Annotated in this window: 17 protein-coding genes; 15 read left to right on the plus strand and 2 right to left on the minus strand. The window is 49.9% G+C overall.

The genetic code is table 11. From position 1 onward, the window contains the following. Positions 1–61 precede the first annotated feature (61 nt). From M2470_RS07540 to M2470_RS07610, 15 genes are all read left to right on the plus strand, one after another. Entirely contained in the window at positions 62–607 is a 546-nt protein-coding gene (locus M2470_RS07540) for an RNA polymerase sigma-70 factor (RefSeq protein WP_280744428.1), read from the plus strand. A gap of 117 nt (positions 608–724) precedes the next feature. After that, entirely contained in the window at positions 725–1693 is a 969-nt protein-coding gene (locus tag M2470_RS07545) for a FecR family protein (RefSeq protein WP_280744429.1), read from the plus strand. A gap of 250 nt (positions 1694–1943) precedes the next feature. Beyond that, entirely contained in the window at positions 1944–5447 is a 3504-nt protein-coding gene (locus M2470_RS07550) for a SusC/RagA family TonB-linked outer membrane protein (RefSeq protein WP_280744430.1), read from the plus strand. A 12-nt stretch (positions 5448–5459) separates the two neighbouring features. After that, positions 5460–7097 (plus strand): SusD/RagB family nutrient-binding outer membrane lipoprotein, encoded by a 1638-nt coding sequence (locus M2470_RS07555; protein WP_280744431.1) that lies wholly within the window; start codon positions 5460–5462, stop codon positions 7095–7097. Positions 7098–7152: 55 nt separating this feature from the next. Further along, entirely contained in the window at positions 7153–8085 is a 933-nt protein-coding gene (locus M2470_RS07560) for a hypothetical protein (RefSeq protein ID WP_280744432.1), read from the plus strand. A 54-nt stretch (positions 8086–8139) separates the two neighbouring features. After that, complete coding sequence (locus tag M2470_RS07565; protein ID WP_280744433.1) at positions 8140–9627, plus strand: mandelate racemase/muconate lactonizing enzyme family protein; 1488 nt, start codon at positions 8140–8142, stop codon at positions 9625–9627. A gap of 22 nt (positions 9628–9649) precedes the next feature. Beyond that, positions 9650–10975, plus strand: coding sequence for a bile acid:sodium symporter family protein (locus M2470_RS07570; protein ID WP_280744434.1), 1326 nt, complete (start codon positions 9650–9652; stop codon positions 10973–10975). A 10-nt stretch (positions 10976–10985) separates the two neighbouring features. Further along, positions 10986–11414, plus strand: a complete 429-nt coding sequence (locus tag M2470_RS07575; RefSeq protein WP_280744435.1) for a nuclear transport factor 2 family protein — start codon at positions 10986–10988, stop codon at positions 11412–11414. 166 nt (positions 11415–11580) lie between these two features. Further along, a complete protein-coding gene (locus M2470_RS07580; RefSeq protein WP_280744436.1) occupies positions 11581–12768 on the plus strand; it encodes a DUF6261 family protein in 1188 nt (395 codons plus the stop codon). 192 nt (positions 12769–12960) lie between these two features. Next, positions 12961–14760: an endonuclease/exonuclease/phosphatase family protein gene (locus tag M2470_RS07585; protein WP_280744459.1), complete on the plus strand. Its 1800-nt coding sequence runs from the start codon at positions 12961–12963 to the stop codon at positions 14758–14760. Between the two features lie 83 nt (positions 14761–14843). Further along, the gene (locus M2470_RS07590; RefSeq protein WP_280758096.1) at positions 14844–15062 is read left to right on the plus strand and encodes a DUF3791 domain-containing protein; all 219 of its coding nucleotides are present in this window, start codon (positions 14844–14846) and stop codon (positions 15060–15062) included. After that, entirely contained in the window at positions 15059–15532 is a 474-nt protein-coding gene (locus M2470_RS07595; protein ID WP_280744438.1) for a DUF3990 domain-containing protein, read from the plus strand. The genes M2470_RS07590 and M2470_RS07595 overlap by 4 nt, the downstream gene beginning before the upstream one ends. A 5-nt stretch (positions 15533–15537) precedes the next feature. Then, positions 15538–15771 carry a hypothetical protein gene (locus M2470_RS07600; protein WP_280744439.1) on the plus strand — a complete coding sequence of 78 codons (234 nt, stop codon included), beginning with the start codon at positions 15538–15540 and terminating at the stop codon, positions 15769–15771. A gap of 104 nt (positions 15772–15875) precedes the next feature. After that, entirely contained in the window at positions 15876–17441 is a 1566-nt protein-coding gene (locus M2470_RS07605) for a serine hydrolase (RefSeq protein ID WP_280744440.1), read from the plus strand. A gap of 36 nt (positions 17442–17477) precedes the next feature. Next, positions 17478–19325 (plus strand): ChbG/HpnK family deacetylase, encoded by a 1848-nt coding sequence (locus M2470_RS07610; RefSeq protein ID WP_280744441.1) that lies wholly within the window; start codon positions 17478–17480, stop codon positions 19323–19325. Positions 19326–19365: 40 nt separating this feature from the next. Here the strand turns inward: M2470_RS07610 and M2470_RS07615 are convergent, their stop codons facing one another. Together M2470_RS07615 and M2470_RS07620 are read right to left on the minus strand one after the other, a co-directional pair. Further along, positions 19366–22176: a pitrilysin family protein gene (locus M2470_RS07615; protein ID WP_280744442.1), complete on the minus strand. Its 2811-nt coding sequence runs from the start codon at positions 22174–22176 to the stop codon at positions 19366–19368. A 235-nt stretch (positions 22177–22411) separates the two neighbouring features. Then, positions 22412–23335: a helix-turn-helix domain-containing protein gene (locus M2470_RS07620; RefSeq protein ID WP_280744443.1), complete on the minus strand. Its 924-nt coding sequence runs from the start codon at positions 23333–23335 to the stop codon at positions 22412–22414. Positions 23336–23337 lie beyond the last annotated feature (2 nt).

Consider the following 23337-nt stretch of genomic DNA (forward strand, 5'->3'; position numbering starts at 1 on the left):
ATTTGAAAACCGATAAATACATTTGCATCTCAGCTTATTTACTATATTTACCGGATAATTTATGAGTAACTCTTTTAAACTAAACAATAATACCACATTCAGAGAGATGTACCTTAGTTATTTCCCGAAATTGGTACATTTCTCGAAAGCACATATTTTGTCGCAAATTGATGCGGAAAATATTGTTCAGGATGTATTTGTATATCTTTGGGAAAATAAAGAGGTGCTTAACTCTGTAAAAAACCTGAACGCTTTTCTGTTTACGATGGTAAAGAACCGCTGCATCGATTACCTGAGGAGTAAAACGCAGGCTTCCGGCCGCAAATATTCAATCACAGACGTACAGGAAAAAGAATTCGAACTCAAGCTATATGCTTTGCAAAGGTTTGACGAAAACAGCTTTTCCCACGAAGAAATAGAATCTATCATATCCAATGCTTTGGAAACATTGCCTCCCCGCTGTCGCGAAATATTTATATTAAGCCGCATGGAAGGACTTAAGCATAAAGACATTGCCCAGCGTCTTAATATCTCTACCAATACCATTGAGGGACATATCAGTACGGCACTGAAAAAACTAAGAGAAGTGCTGAAAGAGTACATTTAAAAAGGAATTGAAAGAGGCTCCGATTGTTTCTAAATGTTAAAAAATAAATTTTCTTCACTTTCGGGGGGTGGCAAAGCCATTCTTTTTCGTCATACAAATGAACCACAATGGAATCTTATGGATAAACTTTTGCTTAAATATTTTACAGACTCTCTTTCTGATGAAGAAAAAGCCATCTTGTTTCAGGAGTTGGAATCAAATCCATCTTTAAGGGAAGAATTTATAAAATGGCAAAATGTTACCACCTTATCCGATGTAACAATCAAAAAAAGCGACAGTCAGTGGGTTTCAGGCAAGATAGATGAACTGGAAAATATCGTGCAAAAACGGAAGATAAACCGCCTCTTCATTTCGCTGGCAAAATATGCTGCCGTTGCAATACTAGTCAGCTGCGTTTGGTTCGTAGGCAATCTATATATCGGGAAACACAAAGAAATAGCCCAGGAATTTACCATGATAGAAGTTCCTAAAGGACAAACTGTTTACATCACCCTTCCCGATGAAACCAAAGTTTGGCTAAGTTCCCGTTCCAAATTAAAATTCTCCAACCAGTTTAATAAAAGCGAACGCATCATCGAGTTGGATGGCGAAGGGTTCTTCTCTGTAAGCAAGAACACCGATATGCCTTTCATCGTAGATACAAAAACGTACGACATAAAAGTAACCGGTACCCAGTTCAATGTATTTGCGTATTCGGAAAGCTCTCACTTTGAGACAGATTTGGTAGAAGGTTCTGTTTCTGTATACAACAATGGGCTTCCGGAAGACAAAGCCATCAGGCTACAACCCAATGAGGGTGTATCCTTTGATGGGGAAAAGCTGATAAAATCACGCTCTACTTTCGTATCCACACATCTTATAGACGGTATTTATTCTTTTGAGAATATGCCTTTCAGAGACTTGCAAAAACGCTTGGAGCTATGGTATAATATTCGGTTTAATATAGAAAAGGAAGAAATTCTGGCCTATAAGTTTTCCGGAAAGTTCAATAAAAGTGACGATATCGAACGCATACTGAACGCTATAAAAGAAACAGGAAAGTTTAATTTCAGGATAGAAGAAGATGCTACAATAGATATTTATTAAACGATTACTAAAAAATGAATTGCTAACAAATAAATAATTACTAACGAACTTAATGTTAACTGCCTATGAATCAAATCTGATCTTACGTATTGGATAGTAAAAAGGGAGTGTTGGCCCACCCCCTTTCATACAAATACTATCATTTTGTGACAAAAATAACAGTATTCACCATTAATCATGCAAAGTTATGAAAAAAAGCTTAGCGGAAATATTTTATGTAGAACATTCTTTAAGAAAAATATTTCGCATTATGAAGTTGACCACATTTTTAATGTTTTTATTTGTACTCCAGTTGTATGCTGAGAACTCTTTTTCGCAATCGGCAACTGTTCGTATAAATAATGAGCCCCAACCACTAAAAAACCTGATTGCTGATATAGAAGAGCAAACAGGCTATCTTTTCGTATTCAGCGAAGAGGATATCAATACTAAAAGCATCATCTCGGTAGAAACCCGTAGCGAAGAGGTGTCGGATATTCTGAATGATGTTTTCAGCGATACCAATATCACCTACTACTTCGATGGGAAGTATATCTCGCTGAAAGTAAAAGATGACAAAACAACTAATCAGGAAACGGCTACTGTGCAACAGCAGACAATCTCCATCAAAGGAACTGTTCAAGACGAACTAGGGCCCGTTATCGGAGCAAACGTAATAGTGAAGGGAACTACCAACGGAACGGTAACCGACCGGGATGGAGCCTTTGCGCTGGAGGTAGCCCCCAATGCCGTTTTGGTCGTATCCTATATCGGATATGTAGAGCAGGAAATCCAGGTAAATTCGCGTACAAACATCAATGTACTGCTAGTTGAAGACAGACAACAACTAGAGGAAGTAGTAGTAACAGCCCTGGGTATCAAAAGAGCCGCCAAAACGCTTAGCTATGCAACAGCAGAAGTAAAAGGCGACGACCTACAGAACAAGCCCGAACTGAATATCATGAATTCGTTGCAAGGTACAATTGCCGGTGTAGATATTAACATCGGAAATGCAGGTCCTACAGCGGCTTCATCGGTGAAAATACGTGGTAATACCTCTATCAACAGAGACAACAACCCACTGTACGTAATAGATGGTATCCCTATCACCCGCGCCAACGTAACCAGCGGATCACGCGATATGGGAGACGCCCTCTCCAGTATTAACCAACGCGATATCGAAAGCATCAGTGTACTGAAAGGAGCTGCAGCTACAGCCCTTTACGGCTCACGCGCTGCCAACGGTGTTATCATCATCTCTACCAAAAACGGAAGCCAGCAGAAAGGCATCGGCGTACAGTATAGCGGAAGCTTCGGCTTTGAAAACTTTGACAATCCCTTCAAAGGACGCCAGAAGCTATACGGACCTTCGGGAGCCAACGGAGACAACTCCGACCTCTATCCCCGTACCTGGAACGAAGAAGTACACCGCAACTGGGGCCCGCTTTATGACGGCCGAGACCTGGGCCTTTACTTTGATAACGACCAAAGTAAACCCATCTATTATGACTATAAGGAGGATCACTGGAAACAATTCATGCGTACAGGATCGAGCATTAATAACAGCCTCTCCTTAACGGGAGGAGGAGAAGACCACAAGTTCCGTGTATCTGCTTCGGACTTGCGCTATACCTCTCCTGTGCCTAACTCCAAGATGAACCGCCAGACGGCAAATATCTCGACAAACAGTAAGATTGCCAAGATTATAACGTTCAACGCCCGTCTGAACTACTCAACGGCCAAAACAGAGAATCGTCCGAACACCGACCGTTACGCTCGTATTCTCACCTTGATTCCTACCAATTGGGACATCAACTGGCTTAAAGGTTCTACAGATAAATGGGGTGCAAAACCCGACGGATGGATGCTTCCATTCAGTACAAACGACTATTACCAGAATCCCTATTGGTCTGCTTATCAAGATCATCAGGAAGACCAACGTGATCGTATCTCTGCCAATGCAGATATTCGTATCGACGTAACTCCCTGGCTGGCAGTGACCGGACGTATTGGTAACGAAACGACCACCTTGAAGATGACGAACATTGACGCTTACGGATTCCTTCGTGGAAACATTGCCGGAACAGGCGCCGTAGCAGAGTCTACATCCTTATACAATCAATTTAATGCGGATTATTCGCTGATATTCAACAAATCCTTTAAGGACTTCGGCGTTGTTGCCACTTTCGGAGGAAGCATCACGCGTGACAAGTATAACAGGGACGGTATTTATGGAAACAATCTGCTCATACCTTTCTATCACGTAGTAACGAATGCCGGACAATTATCATCCACCTCTAATAACGTAAATCAATACACCAAGTCGGGGATCAACTCTCTGTACGGAAGCGTTGAACTGTCCTATAAGGATTGGATTTACCTGACGGCTACAGGACGTAATGACTGGTTCTCGTCACTGGCTCCTGAGAATAATAGCATCTTCTATCCAAGTGTTGGTTTAAGCTATCTGCCTTCAAGTCAGTTTACATTACCTACTTGGTGGTCGTTTGCCAAACTACGTGCCTCATACGCCGAAGTAGGTGGTGGTGCAAGTCCTTACGACACTAAGATTGCGTACGACTTTGATGCAATCGGTTACCTTGGCACGCCTACATTGGGGCTTCCCAATACGATAGCCAATGCCAATCTGCAGCCATACAATACGCGTGAGTACGAACTAGGTTTTGATTTCCGCTTCTTCAACAATCGCATCGGCATCGACTACGCCTGGTACGATAAGAAGACTACTAACGACATCGTATCCGTTACACTGCCTCAAAGTGCCGGTTATACCGGAGCACGCGTAAACCTGGGAACCATCACTAACAAAGGGCATGAAGTAATGCTAACTTTAGTACCCGTACGCACCCGCGACTTCGATTGGACGCTGAATATGATGTACTCCTACAATCGCGGTAAGATACTAGACCTGGGTGGAGTAAGCGAAGTAAATGCCACAACAGAATCCGGCATTGGCGGCGGTGTAGACGTAAAACACATCGTAGGCAAGCAGCCTTTTGCCATTTATGGTTACAAACAAAAGGAAGTTGACGGTAAAAAAGTATGGGAGCAGAACTCCTTCACCTACGGCGGACAAAGTCATAAGACATGGCGTCCGGCTCGCGATGCAGACAAGGAATTACTGGGCTATGGTATCAATCCGCACGCGGCAAGCATCTCATCTACATTAAGCTGGAAGGGCGTATCGCTCTCCTTCATGATAGATGGCAAATTCGGTGGCAAGATCGTACACCGCGTAGAGCAGGAAATGATCGAGCGCGGAACCAGTAAGCAGACCTTACCGGGACGTAATGGCGGACTCCTGATAGAGGGCCTCTACGAAACAGGAAAGGATGGCAACGGCAATCCGATTTATGCAGACGTGAGCACAGTTGAAGGCTACACCATCAACGCCAATCCTTCTGCCAATCTGCCGAATGATATACAGGTACCGGGGAATGTGATCCCTTATCACGTAAAGCATTTTGAAATGTATTACCGCGAAGGGTTCACCAAGCGCGTAGCAGACATGGTTGTCTTCGACGGATCGTACGTTAAGTTCAGACAGATATCATTGGGATACAGCATTCCTAAGTCGTTCTATGCCAATATACCGATTCAGCGGATTGACCTTTCGCTTGTAGGATACAACCTGTTCGACATTTACAATGATCTTCCGAACGGCGATCCCAGCACCGGACGTGGCAATGGCATTAACAACAGCGCGATGCCCTCCACACGCTCCTTCACGCTCAATCTGAATGTTAATTTCTAATACAGCGAACTTATGAAAACAAATAGAATTATAGTCATATTACTTTCAATCATTGTTCTTGTTGGTTACTCTTCCTGCGATACGGAGAGCCTCACCAATCTTGACGATCCTAAATACATGCTTACTCCGGATAACTCCGATATGTCTATGATGTTCAGCAAACTATTGGTGCAGCACGGACGAAACTCCACCGGCGCCAATGCTATCATGATAGACGCTGCCTATGCCAAGTATTATTCTTCTATGGGATTACTGCGCGGAGCTCTGTACCGCTTTGATCAGGGCCATAATGACGAGCAATGGACCAACGGATACCAGCACACCCTCAAACTAGCCATCACGCTGGAGGATTACTTGCTGAAGCTGGACAACCCCTTGCAGGCAAACAATATAGCCTTCACTCGCATTATGAAAGTAGCCGTGCTGCAGCGTCTCACGGACTACTACGGCGACATACCGGCTCTGGAGGCAGGATTAGCCTACATCAATGATATCCTCAAACCTAAGTACAATACGCAAGAGGAGGTATATGATTACATGCTACGCACCCTCGACGAGGAAGCGAAAGCATTGACAGACAATTCAGAAGTGATGGCTTTCACCTGGACAAGCAACAGCGACGCAAAGAAATCGCGCGACATCGTATACGGAGGCGACATCACCAAGTGGCGCAAGTATGCCTACTCCATGATGCTTCGCCTGGCCATGCGTATCTCGAATGTAGATCCGGCCAAGGCTAAGACCTACGCCGAGAAAGCAATTGCCGGAGGCGTCATCCTAGACAATGCCGACAACTGGACACTCAAGACGCTCGACGGACTCAACACCGAGAAAAACCCCTACAGCGCATGGTTCGAAGGAACTCCCTACGGAGACCCCGAGCGCTATTGCAAAATGGGCGAGTTCTTCGTCGACTTCTTAAAAGACAACAACGACCCACGCATGAAGATCATCTTCGGAGGACGCTTGAAAACAGACATCACCGACGTAACAGCCTCCGATATGCAGAGCTATTGGCGCGACGAGTCGAAGTGGGACTGGGATTTCTCCCAGGCCAAGGGGATTCCTCACGGTCTCACCGCCAATCCCTTCCTCTCGCTGCAGGAATACATGCATGCGTTCACCAGTCCGAACCCCTTCCTCTTTACGATGGATCAGCCACTTGTAACGATCACGGCCTCTGAAATGTATTTCTGGTTGGCCGAGGCCTCGCTCAATGGCTGGACGACCGGTACCACAGCCGACGCCGCCTATCAGAATGCCATCCGTATGAACATGAAGCAGCTCAACTCCTATAGCGGCTTGCTCGAGCGTCAGCACATTGACGACAGCGACATCGACGCTTACATCAAAGCCCGTCCGCTGGGTAGCGGGAAGGCAGCTCGCGAGCGTCTCGCCGAGGAGGTATGGGTATCGCTTTACCTCAACCCGTCTGAGTCTTGGTTCAACATGCGCAGGATGGATCTAATGTGGCCCGACAACATCGCCGACCTTCATATGCCGGTGCGTCATACCTATCCGGAGAATGAACGGGCTAATAACCTCGACAACATGAACGAAGCCTTGTCGCGTCTGGGCCTCGGCCTCAATCTCACACGAGAAGAAGAATGGGCCGTTTGTGTATGGTGGGATGTCAACGACAATTTCTAAGCTCATTAAGTTAATATTAATATAAATAATTACGTACCATTAAATTATATGTATTATGAAGAAGGTTGTGATATCGTTTAGTCTTTACTTCTTTTCTCTCTTGTTAGTTGCCGGACAGAATGTTGGTTCTTCCCCCGAGTACATCAAAGCAATTACCTCCGAATGGAAGGGAGAACGCTTCCCCGACGGAAGGCCTAAGGTGTCCGACAACGTTTTGGAGCGAGTAAAGAAGCTGGGAATCGAAACCCTTTGGGGAGCCCTGCGGAATAAGGGGTATCACAACCAGTTCGAAGGAGACTGGCACCTGATCCACCCCGATGAACCCATGACGGGAAGAGTCGTCACAGCTCAGTACATGCCCTTACGTCCCGACCTTAACCAGTACATCAAAGAGCAGGGCGCAAGAGAGGGGCGCGCTCAGCAAGGCGGAACAAACTCCTGGCCGATTGACATCCTGGTAGACGGCGACATATATGTTGCCGACGGATACGGCAAGATCGTAGACGGTACCTTGATTGGCGACAACCTGGGCAACTCCATCTACTCCAAATCCAAGAGGGGCGTTATCTTCTACGGCTCCGTCAGAGACGAAGAGGGCCTTAGCAAGATACAGGGCTTCAACGGCTGGATCAAGGGCTCGGATCCCTCCTACATCATGCAGATGATGCTTACGTCTATCAATACACCTATTCGCATAGGCAGGGCCATTGTCCTTCCCGGCGACGTAGTCTTGGCCAAAAAATACGGCACCTTGTTCATACCCGCGCATCTGGTGGAGGAATTACTCCTCACGGCAGAGATGACCGAGCTGCGCGACGAGTTCGGACACCAGCGCCTGCGCGAAGGCATCTACAAACCGGGAGAGATAGACAGCGCCTGGTCCGACCAGATCAAGAAAGACTTCATGAACTGGTTAGACAACTACCCCGGCAAGCTCCCCATGTCCAAAAAAGAGTTGGACAATTACTTCAAGGAGCGTAACTGGTAGTCCGTCCCCTTCATTATCAATCATTAATCACAAACTGATTAGGTATTTTATATCATGAAAACAGAATTAAAGAAAATCATAGAGACAGAAAAGAACAGAGAGCAGGCAGAGTTAGCAACCACCTATCATGAAAAGGCCGCTGCTCCGGAAAACGGACGCAGAACCTTCTTCAAAAGGATGGCGCTGGGGGGAATCACCCTTGGCGGGATGATGCAGGCCTCCATCGAGGACACCGTCGCACAGACCACCTCGAAGGTAAACCGTCTCTCCAGTCCTTCGGAGCTTAAAATCACCGATATGCGCTACGCTGTTGTTGGCAACGTAGGTCGCACCCCCATCATCCGCATCGATACAAACCAGGGCATCTATGGCTTGGGCGAAGTAAGAGACGGCGGAGACGAGCGCTTTGCCCTCATGCTGAAAAGCAGGCTGATCGGACAGAACCCCTGCAATGTAGAGATGCTCTTTAAGATCATCCGTCAGTTCGGCCATCATGGCAGGCAGGGTGGAGGCGTCTGTGCAGTCGAGATGGCGCTTTGGGACCTCTGCGGAAAAGCTTATGGCGTCCCCGCCTGGCAGCTCCTCGGTGGCAGATATCGCGACAAGATCAGGCTCTACGCCGACACACCCGATGCCGGCAACCCGGCAGAGTTCGCCAAGGTGGTCAAGGCCAGAATGCAGGAGCAAGGCTTCACCTGGTTGAAGATGGACCTCGGCATTCACCTCGCCAAAGACATCGAGAACACAATCGTGAACAATAAATTCTGGAACGGAGCCAAGGGCCAGTATGATTTGCGCGAATACATGGGCTACGGCAATACCCTCCACCCTTTCACCCAGATACAAATCACCGACAAGGCACTGGAAAGCCTTCAGGAGTACGTAGAAGCCGTCCGCAATGCCATAGGCTACGAGGTTCCTCTCTGCGCCGATCACTTCGGACACTTCGACGTGAATAATTCCATCCGCTTTGCCAAGGCGATGGATAAATACAGGCTTGCCTGGGTAGAGGATATGGTGCCCTGGATGTACACTGAGCAGTGGAAGACCGTAACAGATGCCGTAGAGACTCCCACCTGCACGGGCGAGGACATCTACTGCCTCAAAGACGGCTTCAAGCCGCTCATCGACGCTCATGCCGTTGACATCATCCACCCCGACTTGGCTACTTCCGGAGGATTATTGGAGACCAAGCGCATCGGCGACTATGCCGAGGAGCACGGAATCCCCATGGCGATGCACATGGCGGGTACTCCTATCTGCTTCATGGCCAACGTACACTGTGCGGCGGCTACCCAGAACTTCTTATCCCTGGAACATCACAGCGTAGACACTCCCTGGTGGGAAGGATTGGTGAAGATGACAGGTGCCCAGCCAATGGTGACCAAAGGTTTCGCTAACGTACCGCTGGATTCCCCAGGCTTAGGCATCGAGCTGAACGAAGACGTAGTGAAGGAGCACCTTCACCGCAGCGATAAGAGCTTCTTCAAGCCCACACCCGAATGGAATGATAAACGTTCGCACGACAGACTTTGGAGTTGAGATACCCTAGTACCTATCCGGAATGAAAAAGAACAATTTCCATAAAGTATTGTTGGGAGGCGCCCTGCTTTGTCTGATAATCTTCCTGATTATCACCCTGACGGCAGGGCTGCCGAGTGCGGGCCCTTTTCTCATTGCCTTCTTCCTCTTGCTGGCCATTGGCGTGCGGGGGTTCGAGGCCACTAAGTCTTTCTCCTATACTATCGCCATCTTTACCGCCGTTACGGCATCCATGTTTTACCCCCAGTATTTCACCCATCTTGGCAGCTTCAAGCTCAGCTTGCTTATTGTGCCGCTGCTACAGATCATTATGTTTGGGATGGGCTCGCAGATGAGCCTGGACGACTTCACGGGAGTAATCAAGATGCCCAAGGGAGTCTTGATTGGCGTCAGTGCGCAATTCACCATCATGCCGCTTACCGCATTGGCTATCTCTAAGTTGCTTCATTTCCCGCCTGAGATTGCGGCCGGAATCATCCTGATAGGCTGCGCGCCCAGTGGTCTGGCTTCTAACGTGATGTCGTACATCGCGCGGGCCAACCTGCCGCTGGCTGTCACCATCGGAGCTGTTGCTACGATTCTGGCGCCCTTCCTTACGCCGCTATTGATGAAGCTGCTGGGCGGTCAGTTCATAGAGGTCAACTTCTGGAGCATGATGCTCGACATCCTCAACATGATTATCCTCCCCATCGTAGCCGGTTTCATCTTCAATATGTTCTATAATAAGAAGGAGAACAACCGCAAGTCCATGCTCATCCAGCTACTGGTCTATGCCGTTATTATCCTGGGGACAAACCTAATCTACCTCACTTCGGACACAGCTACGTCGGAGCAGTTCTTCACGGCGCTCATGCAGTCGGTCTTTTGGTTCTTCCTCTTGCCTATCGTGGGAGCTATCGCCTTGAAGCACATCCTGAAGGGCAACCGCAAGGTCATCGAAGAGTGCCTCTCTTTTCTCTCCATGGCGGGCATTGCCGTTATCATTGTAATCATCACGGCTGCCGGACGCGACAGTCTATTGGAGGTAGGAGCCTTGTTATTGCTCTCTAGCTTGCTGCACAACCTGATCGGCTATACGCTGGGATACAATTTTGCACGTCTCTTTAAGTTGCCCGAGAAGGACAGGCGCACCATCGCCCTCGAAGTGGGCATGCAGAACGGGGGACTAGCCTCCGGACTAGCCATGCAGATGGGTAAGATAGCCACCGTAGGACTGGCACCCGCCGTCTTCGGCCCCTTGATGAACATCACAGGCTCGGTGTTAGCCAGCTGGTGGCGCGGCAAGATACCCGCAGAAGATTTACAGACAGAACAGACAGATAAACAAGAAGACTTACATGACAATTAACAGGTTTTTCATGCTAATTTCTTTTTTCGTGCTGATTGCCTTCGCCTGTCACGGCGGGCAATCAGCCAACGAGAAAGAAGTTTCTCAAAGAGTTGCCCAGCTGATGGACGCCATGGTGTCCCGCAGCCACAGGCAGCTAAGTGATCTTACCGCCGAACAGCTCATTTACGGACACTCCGGCGGCAAAGTACAAGACAAAGAAGCATTTATTGCCGAAATTCTGAGCGGAGAGCCCCTTCAGTACCTTAGCATAGAGTTACTCGATCAAAGCATTAGCGTAGTAGATAATATAGCTATCGTACGCCATATCTTTACGGCCCAAACATCGGCCAATGGCAAGAGCGGCGCCCTCAGGATAGGCAATGTCCTGGTATGGCAACTTCAGGAAGGCAGTTGGAAGCTCCTCCTCAGACAGGCATACAAGCTGCCCGAACCCTGATTCTCCCCTTCCTAATTTACCAAATTTTACAACGGCTGCTCCCCGCAGCCGTTATTTCTTTCAATAAATAGTCATTTTGTATTAATATTTGTATATATTTGCAATAACCGAGCCATATTTGTCCCCCATTGCTTGGACGAAGTGTAAATATATACATATATCCAATATGAAAAAGACTAGAAAAAAACTCTCTTCAGTCCCCTTCGCCCCCATAAGACACGAGCCGCACAGAGCAGGCACCCCTCCGACGACCGTCCGAGGCAAGAATCTGGCTTGCGACATGCTTCCGGAGGCCTACGGAGGGGGTAAAATGGCAAAAAAGATCCCTCCGGAGGCCTTCCGAGGCATAAATTTCACTCATTTCTTACTTCCGGAGGCCTACGGAGGCATGAATTCTGACAAAAACACCCTTCCGGAGACCTTCCGAAGCAAGAATCCAGCTCGATTCTCGATTCCGGAGGCCTACGGAGGGGCCAACTCCTTTCAAAATGATATCCCCAAGCTCTCCCCTGAGCTTCCTTCTTACGATCCCGGACACGATCCGGTGATGATGTTTTATGAAAATTACTCTGGTTTAAAAACTAAAATTATGATTCAAATTAAATCGATGAATCTAACAAGACTGTTAGTAGCATCACATTACGAATTTCATAGATCGGCCGAAGGCTTGATGAGAGCCGCTAAGCCAAGTGTGTTACACATTGAATCGCTATTGCCTGAATACCAAGAAGCTATTGATATGGAGTTTAAAATTATCAACTACAATCAATACCTTACCAACACAGAACTGCTGAAGGAATTAGACAGAAATCGTGACAGGCTACTCTCGCGCCTCTTCAATCACATCGACATAGCCGCCCGCTCGCCCATCGAAGAAGAAAGCATAGCAGGCAAAGCACTCAAAGTGATTGTATCCCCCTATCGAGGCATTGCACATAATGAATACTCTAAAGAAACCGGACAGATACGCGGACTCTCGCGCGATTTGGGCACCAAAGAGGCCATGGGGCATCTAGACACCCTGCACATCGGAGACCTGCAGCAGAAAATACGCCGTGCCAACGGTGACTTTGCCAGCGCCATGTCTGAACGCGTAAATACCGAGTCTGCCCGTACCCAAAGGACAATAGGCATAAAAACTACCGAGCAGCAAAGGATAGTAAACGACCTATACCGTCAGATCATCCGCATGGTAAACGCCTTTGCCATTGCAGAGCCCGCAGACGAGATAGACGCCTTCATCGAACTGATGAACGCGCAAATAGACCAATACAAGCGCGTAATAGCACACCAAAGACCCGGAGGCAGTGGCAACGAGAAAGTCACTCCCCCCGAAGACGAAGAAAACATATAAGATAAACAGCAAGATAATTAACCTACTAATTATCCTGGCGGCAGCACTCCTGCTACCGGGTATGCCGTAGGTATGCCACTTTGATGACAATTAATACACAAATATTGTGTACCTTCGGCACGCAGGATGTGAGAGAAATACAACATATATATGAAATACGACAAACTTTATCTTATCATCATCGCCGCCTTGATGCTTTGTCAGGGGGTGGACGCGCAGCGCGTCATGAGTTATAACATACGGAATGGCAGGGGGATGGACGAGGTGACGGATTACCGTCGCGTGGCGGAGGTGATTATCCGTCAGGCGCCCGACATCGTTGCCCTGCAGGAGGTGGACAGCTTCACCAATAGGAGTGCGCAGACGGACGTTTTACAACGTCTGGCCGAGGAGACACTCATGCACCGCGTGTATGCTCCGGCGATCCCCTTCGACGGGGGAAAGTACGGTGTGGGGATGCTCAGTAAGGAGAAGCCGCTGAGGCATTACCACGTTTCCCTGCCCGGCCGGGAGGAGGAGCGGGTGCTACTGGTAGTGGAGTTTGCCAAGCTGGTGGTGGGCTGCACGCATCTGTCGCTGACGGAGGCCGACCGACTCGCCTCGGTGCCCATCCTTCGCCGCGAGGCTGCCAAAGCCTCCAAGCCCTTTATCCTGATGGGCGACCTGAATGATACGCCCGACTCTCCCTTTATGAAGGAGCTCTCTGAGGGCTTTATATTACTCTCGGACACGTGCAAGGCCACCCATCCCTCACCTCAACCAAAGGAGTGCATCGACTATATTGCCGTCTACAAGCCGGGTGCCGGGGCGCTGACACCCCTCTCCTACCAGGTGATTAATGAGCCGCTGGCTTCCGACCACCGCCCCATCCAGGCGGAGATTCGCCTGAAGGCTGCGAAGGAGGCTATCTTCTACAACCGCCCCTACCTGCAAAACCCCGTAGACGGAGGCATTACCGTGATGTGGCAGACCACCGTCCCCACCTATAGCTGGGTGGAGTACGGCACCGACACCACCCGCCTCAGCAAGGCGCACACGCTGGTGGACGGGCAGGTGATCTGCAACAGTCTGCACAATAAGATCAGGCTCAACGGTCTGCAAGTGGGACAGCAATATTACTACCGTGTCTGCTCGCGCGAGATCACTCTCTACCGGGCGTATAAGAAGGAGTTTGGCGAGACGGCTACCTCTCCCTTCTATACCTTTACCCTGCCGTCTGAGTCCTCTACTGACTTCACCGCCCTGGTTTTCAATGACCTGCACAAGCAAGAGGCCACGCTGAACGCCCTCATGGAGCAGGTGAAGGACGTTGCCTACGACTTTGTGGTGTTCAACGGCGACTGCATCGACGATCCTGCCAATGAAGCCGAGGCACTCTTCCACCTCAGGATGCAATGTCAGCGCGTAGGCGCCGAGCGCGTGCCGGTCTTCTATCTCCGGGGCAATCATGAGATCCGCAATGCCTACTCCATCGGCCTGCGCGAGCTACTCGACTACGTGGGCGACAAGACCTACGGTGCCTTCAACTGGGGCGACACCCGCTTCGTGATGCTGGACTGTGGCGAGGACAAGCCCGACTCTACCTGGGTCTACTACGGCCTCAATGACTTCACGCAGCTCCGCCTGGATCAGGTGGACTTCCTCCGCGAGGAACTGTCCGGCAAGCCCTTCAAGCGAGCCAAGCGCCGCGTCCTGTTGAACCACATCCCCCTCTACGGAGCCTCTGACAAGTACAGCCCCTGCCGCGAGCTCTGGGGACCGCTACTCGCCAAAGCCCCCTTCGACCTCAACATCAGCGCCCACACCCACCGCTTCGCCCACCACCCCAAAGGAGAAACCGGCAACAACTTCCCCGTAGTAATCGGCGGCAGCCAACGCCCCGAAACCGCCACCGTCATGATCCTAAAGAAACGTGGGGATACCCTCAGCCTGCAAGTCCTCAATGGCAAGGGTGAGAAGGTGTACCCCCCAATCAACCCCCCAGCCCCCTAAAGGGGGGGGGACGGCGTATTGTGGTATTGTTTTTTATGTATATATTTGTAGTCGGCGAGGCCGCTACCTTAGTGACAACGAATATGAATAATAGTAACATCATCAGATATACCATCGCTTGCATTCATGAGTTTGCAAAGAGGCACCTGCTTACCTATAGGGAGGCCTTCAACTATCTCGACCGCTTCAAGGGTGTAGCCTTTATCACCGAGCATTATGAGGCCGAGCATCTGCTTTCTCTCGACGAGGCTGTAGACGACCTCACCCAAGTGTGCCATAATAATGGAGGAGGTATCCAATGATCTTGTACCACGGATCGAACACCCGGATCGAAAGCATCAGCTTAGAGAAATGCCTACCATATAAGGACTTCGGCAGAGGATTCTACCTGACAGATATGGAGGAGCAGGCGCTGAGGATGGCTGAGCGCATCGCCAGGATCAGAGGTGGCGAGCCCATTGTTAACATCTATGATTTTGACGAGGCTAATCTTACCGACGGCAGCCTGAGCGTAAAGGTCTTCGACAAACCTTCTGAAGAATGGGCTACCTTCGTAATGGCCAACCGCGACAGAAAGGCTATCCATCCTATCCATGCCTATGATATCGTGATTGGTCCCGTAGCCAACGACACCATGGCTACTCAGTTCCGTATCTTTGAGGATGGTTACATCGACATCAGCGAGTTGACCCGCAGATTAGAGTACAAAGAATTTACCCGGCAGCTATTCTTTGCCACCGGCAAAGCCATCAAGCTGCTCAAGCCCCTATAGACACTATGACAAACCAGGAGTTCCTTACCGAATACATACTCAAGGACATCACCGCCTATCTGATGGACGACGAGGGGATTGATATGACCACCGCCCTGCGCTTCATCTATAACTCCGAGACCTACACCAAGCTCATCGATGCAGAGACAGGTCTCTATACCCAGAGCTCCGCCTACGTCTACGAGTTCCTCAAAGACGAATACCACCTCGGTAAACTATCTGCAAGCAACGACTATTGACATACCGCTCTTATCCCCCCCTTTAGGGGGTTGGGGGGTTGGCTAGGGATACATCGTATTGCTTTTTTATTATCTTTGTGTTTTAATCTTTAATGTATTGTGAGATGAAGATAGGTGTGAGAGTTGGTGGGTTTGTGTTGTGCCTGCTGTTGGTTGGATTGATGGTTGGATGTGGCGGGGAACAGCCTAATCCTTATGGGGATGGCTTTGTGCGTGGGGTTCCGGAGGATGCGGGGGTGGCTTCGCATGGGATTACCGACTTCCTGGAGGAGGTGGATAATCAGGGGCTGGAGGTGCATAGCTTTATGTTCCTGCGTCGCAACCGCGTGATTGCCGAGGGTTGGTGGTATCCGTATCAGCGGAATATCGAGCACATTATGAACTCGGTGACCAAGACCTTTACCTCTACGGCCATTGGCTTTGCCGTGCAGGAGAAGTTGCTGACGGTGGATGACCCCGTGATCTCCTTCTTCCCCGAGGACTTGCCGGAGACGATCTCGCCCAATCTGGAGAAACTGAAGATCAAGCATCTATTGACGATGAGTGCCGGACAGGCTCCTCCGCCTACCTTTTACATTACGGATGACAACTGGGTGAAGAGTTTTCTAGCGACGCCTATCACGGACGAGCCGGGGACAGTGTTTGCCTACAGCTCGTATGCCTCGTATATGCTCTCGGCCATTATCTCTAAGGTGACGGGTATGAATACGATGGAGTATTTGCAGCCTCGCCTCTTTGCTCCACTAGACATTACAGGCATAAAGTGCGAGACGGATACGCGCGGAATCTCCTCCGGAGGCTGGGGCATGCGTATCAAGACGGCAGACATGGCGAAGCTGGGCCAGTTCTACCTGCAGAACGGCAAGTGGAAGAACAAGCAGCTCTTGAACGCCTCCTGGATCAAGGAGACCTCTGCCGTTCATATCTATCAGGTGCCCGAGCCCACCTTTGAGCAGGAGATGTACGACGAAGGTGCCCAGGGATACGGCTATCAGGTGTGGCGATGCACGCACAATGCCTATCGCGCCGACGGTGCCGACGGACAGTTTATCGTAATCATGCCCGATCAGGAGGCAGTAATCATAACAACTTGTAATACCAATCAGGCGCACAAGGTATTGGCGCTAATCTGGGAGCACATTTTCCCTTCTATCATGGACCGACCACTGAAAGAGAACAGGGAGGCAAGGGCGATGCTGGTGTCTAAGCTAGCCTCGCTCGCGCTGCCCGACCCCTTCCGCACGAACGAAGACGTTCGTATTGCCAAAGACGAGACCCGCTCGTACCGCATGGAGCCGAACGACAAGGGGATAGAAAGCATCAGCCTAGCCTTCAATGCCAAGGGCGAATGCGAACTTAGGATGCGGATGCAAGGCTCGGCCTATACTTTCAACTTCGGCCAGGATCTGTGGCTCTATGGCGAGACAGAGAAGAGCGGGCCTTACTACCTGAATCTAAGGCGCAACCCCAACGGCATGGCGCCCTTCAAGGTGGCCGGCTATGGCAGTTGGCTTTCGGAAGAAGATCTCAGCCTGCGTTTGCTGTACCTCAGCGACAATAAATATGAGACGTACCGCTGCACCTTTAGCGAGGGCAAGTTGCAGCTAAGCCTCAGCAACAGTATGCAGCCCGACGAGGCGCCTGTTATCCTCAGCGGCGTGCAAGAATAAGACAATATTATATCTATTTAATCTAATAACTATCGTATGAAGACAATGCTTAAGAAACTAACCGGCGGCCTGTTATTGATGTCGCTAGCTTTTCCTGTGTTTAGTCAGTCTAAGACCCGTCTGATTGTGCGTGCCGATGATATGGGCGCCTTTCACTCTGTAAACGAAGCCTTTGTAAAGACCTATAATGAGGGGATTGTTACCTCGGCAGAGGTAATGGTGGTAACGCCCTGGTTTCCCGAGGCGGTGAAGATGCTGAAAGAGATGCCCGGCTTGGATGTGGGCCTGCACTTAACCATCACCAGCGAATGGGAAAATATGAAATGGCGTCCGCTCACCCCCTGCCCCAGCCTGACGGATGCTAACGGCTACTTCTATCCCATGATGAGTGCCAACGCTGCCTATCCCGGCCAGTCGATACTGGAAAACAAATGGAACCTCCGCGAGGTAGAGCAGGAATTCAGGGCGCAGATAGAGCTGGCCTTGAAGACCATGCCACAGGTGAGCCACCTTTCGGGACATATGTTCTCTACCGGCTTCGATGCCGAGGTGGTGAAACTGGTAAAGCGCCTGGGCAAGGAGTACAACCTCCCCGCTATGGATCGCATGGACGCCATTGAGCAGTACAAATTTGAGTTCATCGGCTATGACGGCCCGAAGACTACTTCGGCAGAGAAGGAAGCCGCCTTCATCAAGCGCCTCAACAGCCTGGAGGCCGGAAAGACCTATCTGTTCTTAGACCATCCCGCCCTTAACAACGCCGAGATAGAAACCATCGGACACATCGGCTATGAGGATGTTGCCGTAGATCGCCAAGGCGTGACGGATCTCTTCACCAGTGAGAAGGTGAAGCAAGTAATCAAGCAGAAAGGCATCGAGTTAATCAGCTATAACGACCTCACCAAGTCGCTACCCCGTAGCACACCCGAGGCCGAGAAAGTAAACGCCAAAGGCATCCGCAATTACCTGGAGGCAGTGAAGAAGGCCGGACAGGATTTGCACAGCTTGATGATTGTGCGCAACGGTAAGGTAGTGTCTGAGCAATGGCTTGGCGACAATGCCTCGAACAAGCCGCACGTGATGTTCTCCGTCAGCAAGACATATACCGCCACTGCCGTAGGCTTCGCCGTAGCAGAGGGCAAACTGAAAGTAACGGACAAGGTGGTGAACATCTTCCCCGAGAAGATGCCCGCTCATATTAACGATAACCTGAAGGCTCTGGAGGTGCGTCACCTCTTGATGATGTCCTCCGGTCATGATGTGGAGCCTCGCATGAATCGCGAAGACGCCAATGCCGACTGGCTGGAAGCCTTCTTCGCTGCTCCCTTTGAGCATCAGCCCGGCAGCTTCTACGTGTATAATAGCATGGCGACATACGTACTCTCTGCTATCGTGCAGAAAGTGACCGGTGAGAAACTCATTGATTACCTCTACCCTCGCCTGTTCCGTCCGTTGGGGATTGTTGGCGCTACCTGGGACGACAGTCCGCAAGGCATCAATGTTGGCGGTTGGGGACTCCAGGTGAAGACCGAAGACATGGCGAAGCTGGGATTGCTGATCCTTCAGAAAGGCCAGTGGAACGGCAAGCAGCTGCTCCCGGAGGCTTGGTTTGACGAAGCTACCCGCTCGCACATCGCCTCCCTTCCCGCAGGCACCCGCCGCGAGGATCTAAAGGTAAAAGCCAAGGACAGTGACTGGCTGCAAGGCTACGGCTATCAGATGTGGCGCGGCAGACATAACACATTCCGCGCCGACGGCGCCCGGGGACAATACATCCTCATCCTCCCGGAAAAGAACACCGTGATCGTCACCACCGCCCAGATCGACGACATGCAAGCGGAGCTGAATCTTATTTGGAAGCATCTGCTTCCTGCACTGAAGTAGTAAAAAGAAAGGGGTAAGCATTTTGCTTACCCCTTTCTTTTTATTGTTCCAGCAGGATCGGCTTACCGAGGCCTGTGTTCTGGAGGGTGGGTAGCTGGGTTTTTGCGTCGCCTACTACTACCACTATCATATCGTTGAAGTTCATTTCTTTTGTGATGATGGCTTTTAGCTGCTCGAGGGTGATGTTCTTGAGTGTGCTTTCCTCTTGCTTCAGGTAGTCGGCCGGCAGACCGGTAATGACGATATCATTCAGGATGCCGAGCAGTGACCAGATTGTTTCGTACTCTCCGCTCCGCTTGCGAAGCATGGCGTTACGGGTGGTTGCCAGGTTCTCTTCAGTAAAACTTGCGCCGTAGCCGGATATCATTTCTTTAAACACCTCGATGGCATTCTTGGTTACAGAGGTCTGCACGCTGGAGGATGCTGTAAATATGCCGTAGTCTTTGGCTCCGTTGAAGAAGGAATAGGCGCCGTAGGTGTAGCCTCTTTCCAGACGCAATACGCGGAAGAGATCGGAGCCTGAACCGTCGCCCAACTTATAGTTGGCAATAACAGCCGGGTAGTAATCCGGAGAAAGGCGGTTCATCGCACGTTTGCCTATCATGATAACAGACTGCTTGGAGTCGGGGTAGTCTACAAAGTAGAGGCTACCTCCCTTGGCGGGCTCGGCTAATGTAGGGATAACGACCGGCTTACCTTCTATATCTTTCCAGCTGTCAGACAGTACGGCGAAGGCTTTCTCGGTGTCGGCCTTGGAGTAGTTGCCGGTTATCAACAGATTGCTCTTGGCGGGTACGTAATAATCGGCGTAGAAGGCTTTCACGTCCTCTAGTGTTATGTTGTTGACGGTTTCCGTCTTCCCCATGGTAGAGATCGCGAAAGCGTTGTCACCCAGGAGCAGGCGGTTGAATACGTTGCGTACGATGGAGTTGGGCTGTACTTTGTTCTCTTCGAGGCGAGCGAGGCTTTGCTGCTTCAGGCGCTCGAACTCTTTCTCGTCCCAGCGGGGCTCCATTAGCATCTCGCGGATCAATCCGGCCAGAGCGGGTACGTTCTTAGCCAAGCAGTTACCGGCAATTGTAGCGGTGGTCTGTCCGGCGTATACATGGAGGGAGGCTCCTAGGTTCTTAACGGCGTCTTCCAACTCTTCTGGTGTTTTGTTCTTGGTTCCTTCGCGCAGTAACTGGGCGGTAAGGTTAGCCAGACCGGCCTTTCCTTCGGTGTCGCTTACAGAGCCTGCCGGGATCACGATATTGAAGTACACCAGCGGAAGCTCGTTTTGCTCGATACCGCTTACTTTCATACCATTGGCAAAGGCTGCATTCCATATCGTCGGCAGATTGAGCTCAGACAAGGTGCCGAGGGCGGGCTCAAGGGTACGGTCGAAGGAGGAAGGAGAGCGCTCGTAATCGTCGTCTTGTATAGCTCCGGCTTCCGACTTCAGGGATTGGCTATCCAGCTTCTCTTCCGTAACCGTAGCAACGGCAGACTCAGCTAGGGCCAGGTTAGTTTGTCCCATCGGAACAAAACTGGTTACCACAGCCGGTTTGTCTTTAATATAGGTACGGAATACGCGCATCACATCGTCTGCGGTAACAGCATTCATCATCTCTACCTCATACTTCATCTTGTCGGGTGTACCTCCGAATACGTTGGCATTGGCTATCTGGAAGGCCTTGCTCATCACAGAGCTGATGCCCTGATAGAAGGAGGTCTCGCTCATGTTCTTGATGCGCTGCAAGTCTTCCGGATTGACTCCGGCTTGCTCAAAGTTCTCCATCCCTGTATGGATAGCGGCGTATACATCGTTCAATGACTTGCCGGGGAAGGCACGGACTGAGAGGCTTATCTCGCCTGCCAACTCCATCGGGTTATTGTACATTCGTATAGAAGGAGCAAGGCCTTGCTTGTCCACTACTTCTTTATAGATAGGAGCTTTCTTTCCTTCCGATAGCAGGTTGACCAATATATCCAGCGCGTACGCATCCTTGCTGTACATTTCGGGTGACGGATAGGTAAGAGTCAGTTCCGGCATATTGGCGAACTTGTCTTCGTGGAAGAGGCGGATTTCCTTGTCTAAGTGGGCTACCTGCACATCCATCTTTTCTATCTCGTTGCGTGATTGTATTTCGCCGAAATACTTCTCTACCCACTGCTTGGCTTCTTCACGGTTAAAGTTACCGGCAATTACCAGGGTAGCGTTATTAGGAGCATAGTAGTGATGGTAGAATTCTTTCACATCGTCTACCGTAGAGCTTTGCAGGTCGGCAATCTCGCCAATGACAGTCCAGCTATAGGGGTGTCCTTTGGGGTACAGAGTTTTGTGGATCACATCATCGGTAAAGCCATAGGGACGGTTGTCTACCATCTGGCGCTTTTCGTTGATCACAACGTCTATTTCGCGCTCCAAGCCTTGCTGAGAGACGGTGTTGATGAAGAATCCCATGCGGTCGGACTCCATCCACAAGACTTTCTCCAGAGCGTCATTGGGTACTACCTCGTAATAGATGGTACCGTCTTTCCAGGTACCTCCGTTGAAGCTACCTCCCAGGTCGTTTATCTTGGTAATGTATTCGTTCCGCTTCAGGTTTTCAGAGCGTTGGAACAGCATGTGCTCGAAGAAGTGGGCAAATCCGGTCTTGCCGGGCTTCTCCCGGTTGGAACCTACATGATATTGTATAGCTACAGCTACAATCGGATCGGATGCATCTTCATGCAGGACCACCTCTAAACCATTGTTGAGGACATATTTCTCATAGGGTAATGAGAAACCTTTCTGTTTTTCACCCGCTTGGCACGCAGTCAACAGGAATAAAGCACAGAACATACTGAGAGATAAGAAATGCTTCATAATTAGATATTGTATTATTTTGAAGCAAATGTATGTATTTCTTCTGTGTTGTCAAAGAAAGCGGGTTCATTATTGTATAATGCCACAAAGGGGATACCTTCACAGGCTTCCCCTTCTCATAGACTAACCTTAAATTAACTTGGCGTTAATTTAAGAAAGATAAGATATCTTTTCTGCCCGCCGGGGCGGGCGCAGTACGCAGTATGCAGAACGCAGAACGGGGAAAGCCTCTCCCCTAACCCCTCTCCACAAGAGAGGGAGAAAATCCGTGCTGCGTGCTGCGTGCTGCGTGTTCCTCAGAATGCCGTGAGGCATTTCGTATTTTTAGCGGGGAAACCCCGAACTGTTCTTTGCAAAAGCGGCTGAAGTGTCCGGCATAGTGGAAGCCGTGTTCCAGCCAGATAGCCTCCAGGGGCTTCTCTTTTTCTTCCCGCAAGCTGAAGTAGATATGTCCGGCTTTCTGCCTTAAGAGCCATTGATAAGGAGGGAGTCCGAACTCCTCCTTGATCTGGCGGCTGAAGGCGCGGTTCTCCATCTCCAGCAAGGCGGCCAGCTCATCAGCACTGTTTACCTTCTGGTAGTGAAGCAATACTTCCAGGCGGAAAGACGGATTTTTACCCACCAGCGGATGGAACAGGTATGCCACCTCCTCTGTATTGTAAAAGGCTTGCAGCGAGAGGAAAAACTCCTGGTACTTTACCTTTTGTAAGTCAAGGCTATCGATTCCTGCATCGAAATATCCCAGCAGCAGTGTCAGGAATTTCCGTATCGGCTCACGTATGGGGGTAGGCGCGAAGCTATATTCCATCCCTATAGCTGTTTGGAATAATTCAGCCATATAGGGTCCATTATAGTCTGCCGGAAGGCTGTAGAAAGAGAAGCATACCAGCTTACATTCCGATACGGCTTTGCATTTTACATTTGCCCCCAGGGGGATCAGTACACATTCGTTACCCTGCACTATCCGCCGGACAAACTGATTGCAGCTCACCTGTAAGCTTCCTTCCATAAGCAATAGCAGGTGGTTATACTCCCGTCCGGCGGGAACATACAAGGTATCGGCATTCAGGTTTAGTAACCTGAAGCCTTCCGCCTTCAGAAAAAGGTTTTTATTCGTTTTATGACAAACTGATATATCAGGCTGCATTTTATTTTCCATCT

The sequence above is a fragment of the Parabacteroides sp. PH5-46 genome (assembly GCF_029892785.1).
Lineage (GTDB): Bacteria > Bacteroidota > Bacteroidia > Bacteroidales > Tannerellaceae > DFXE01.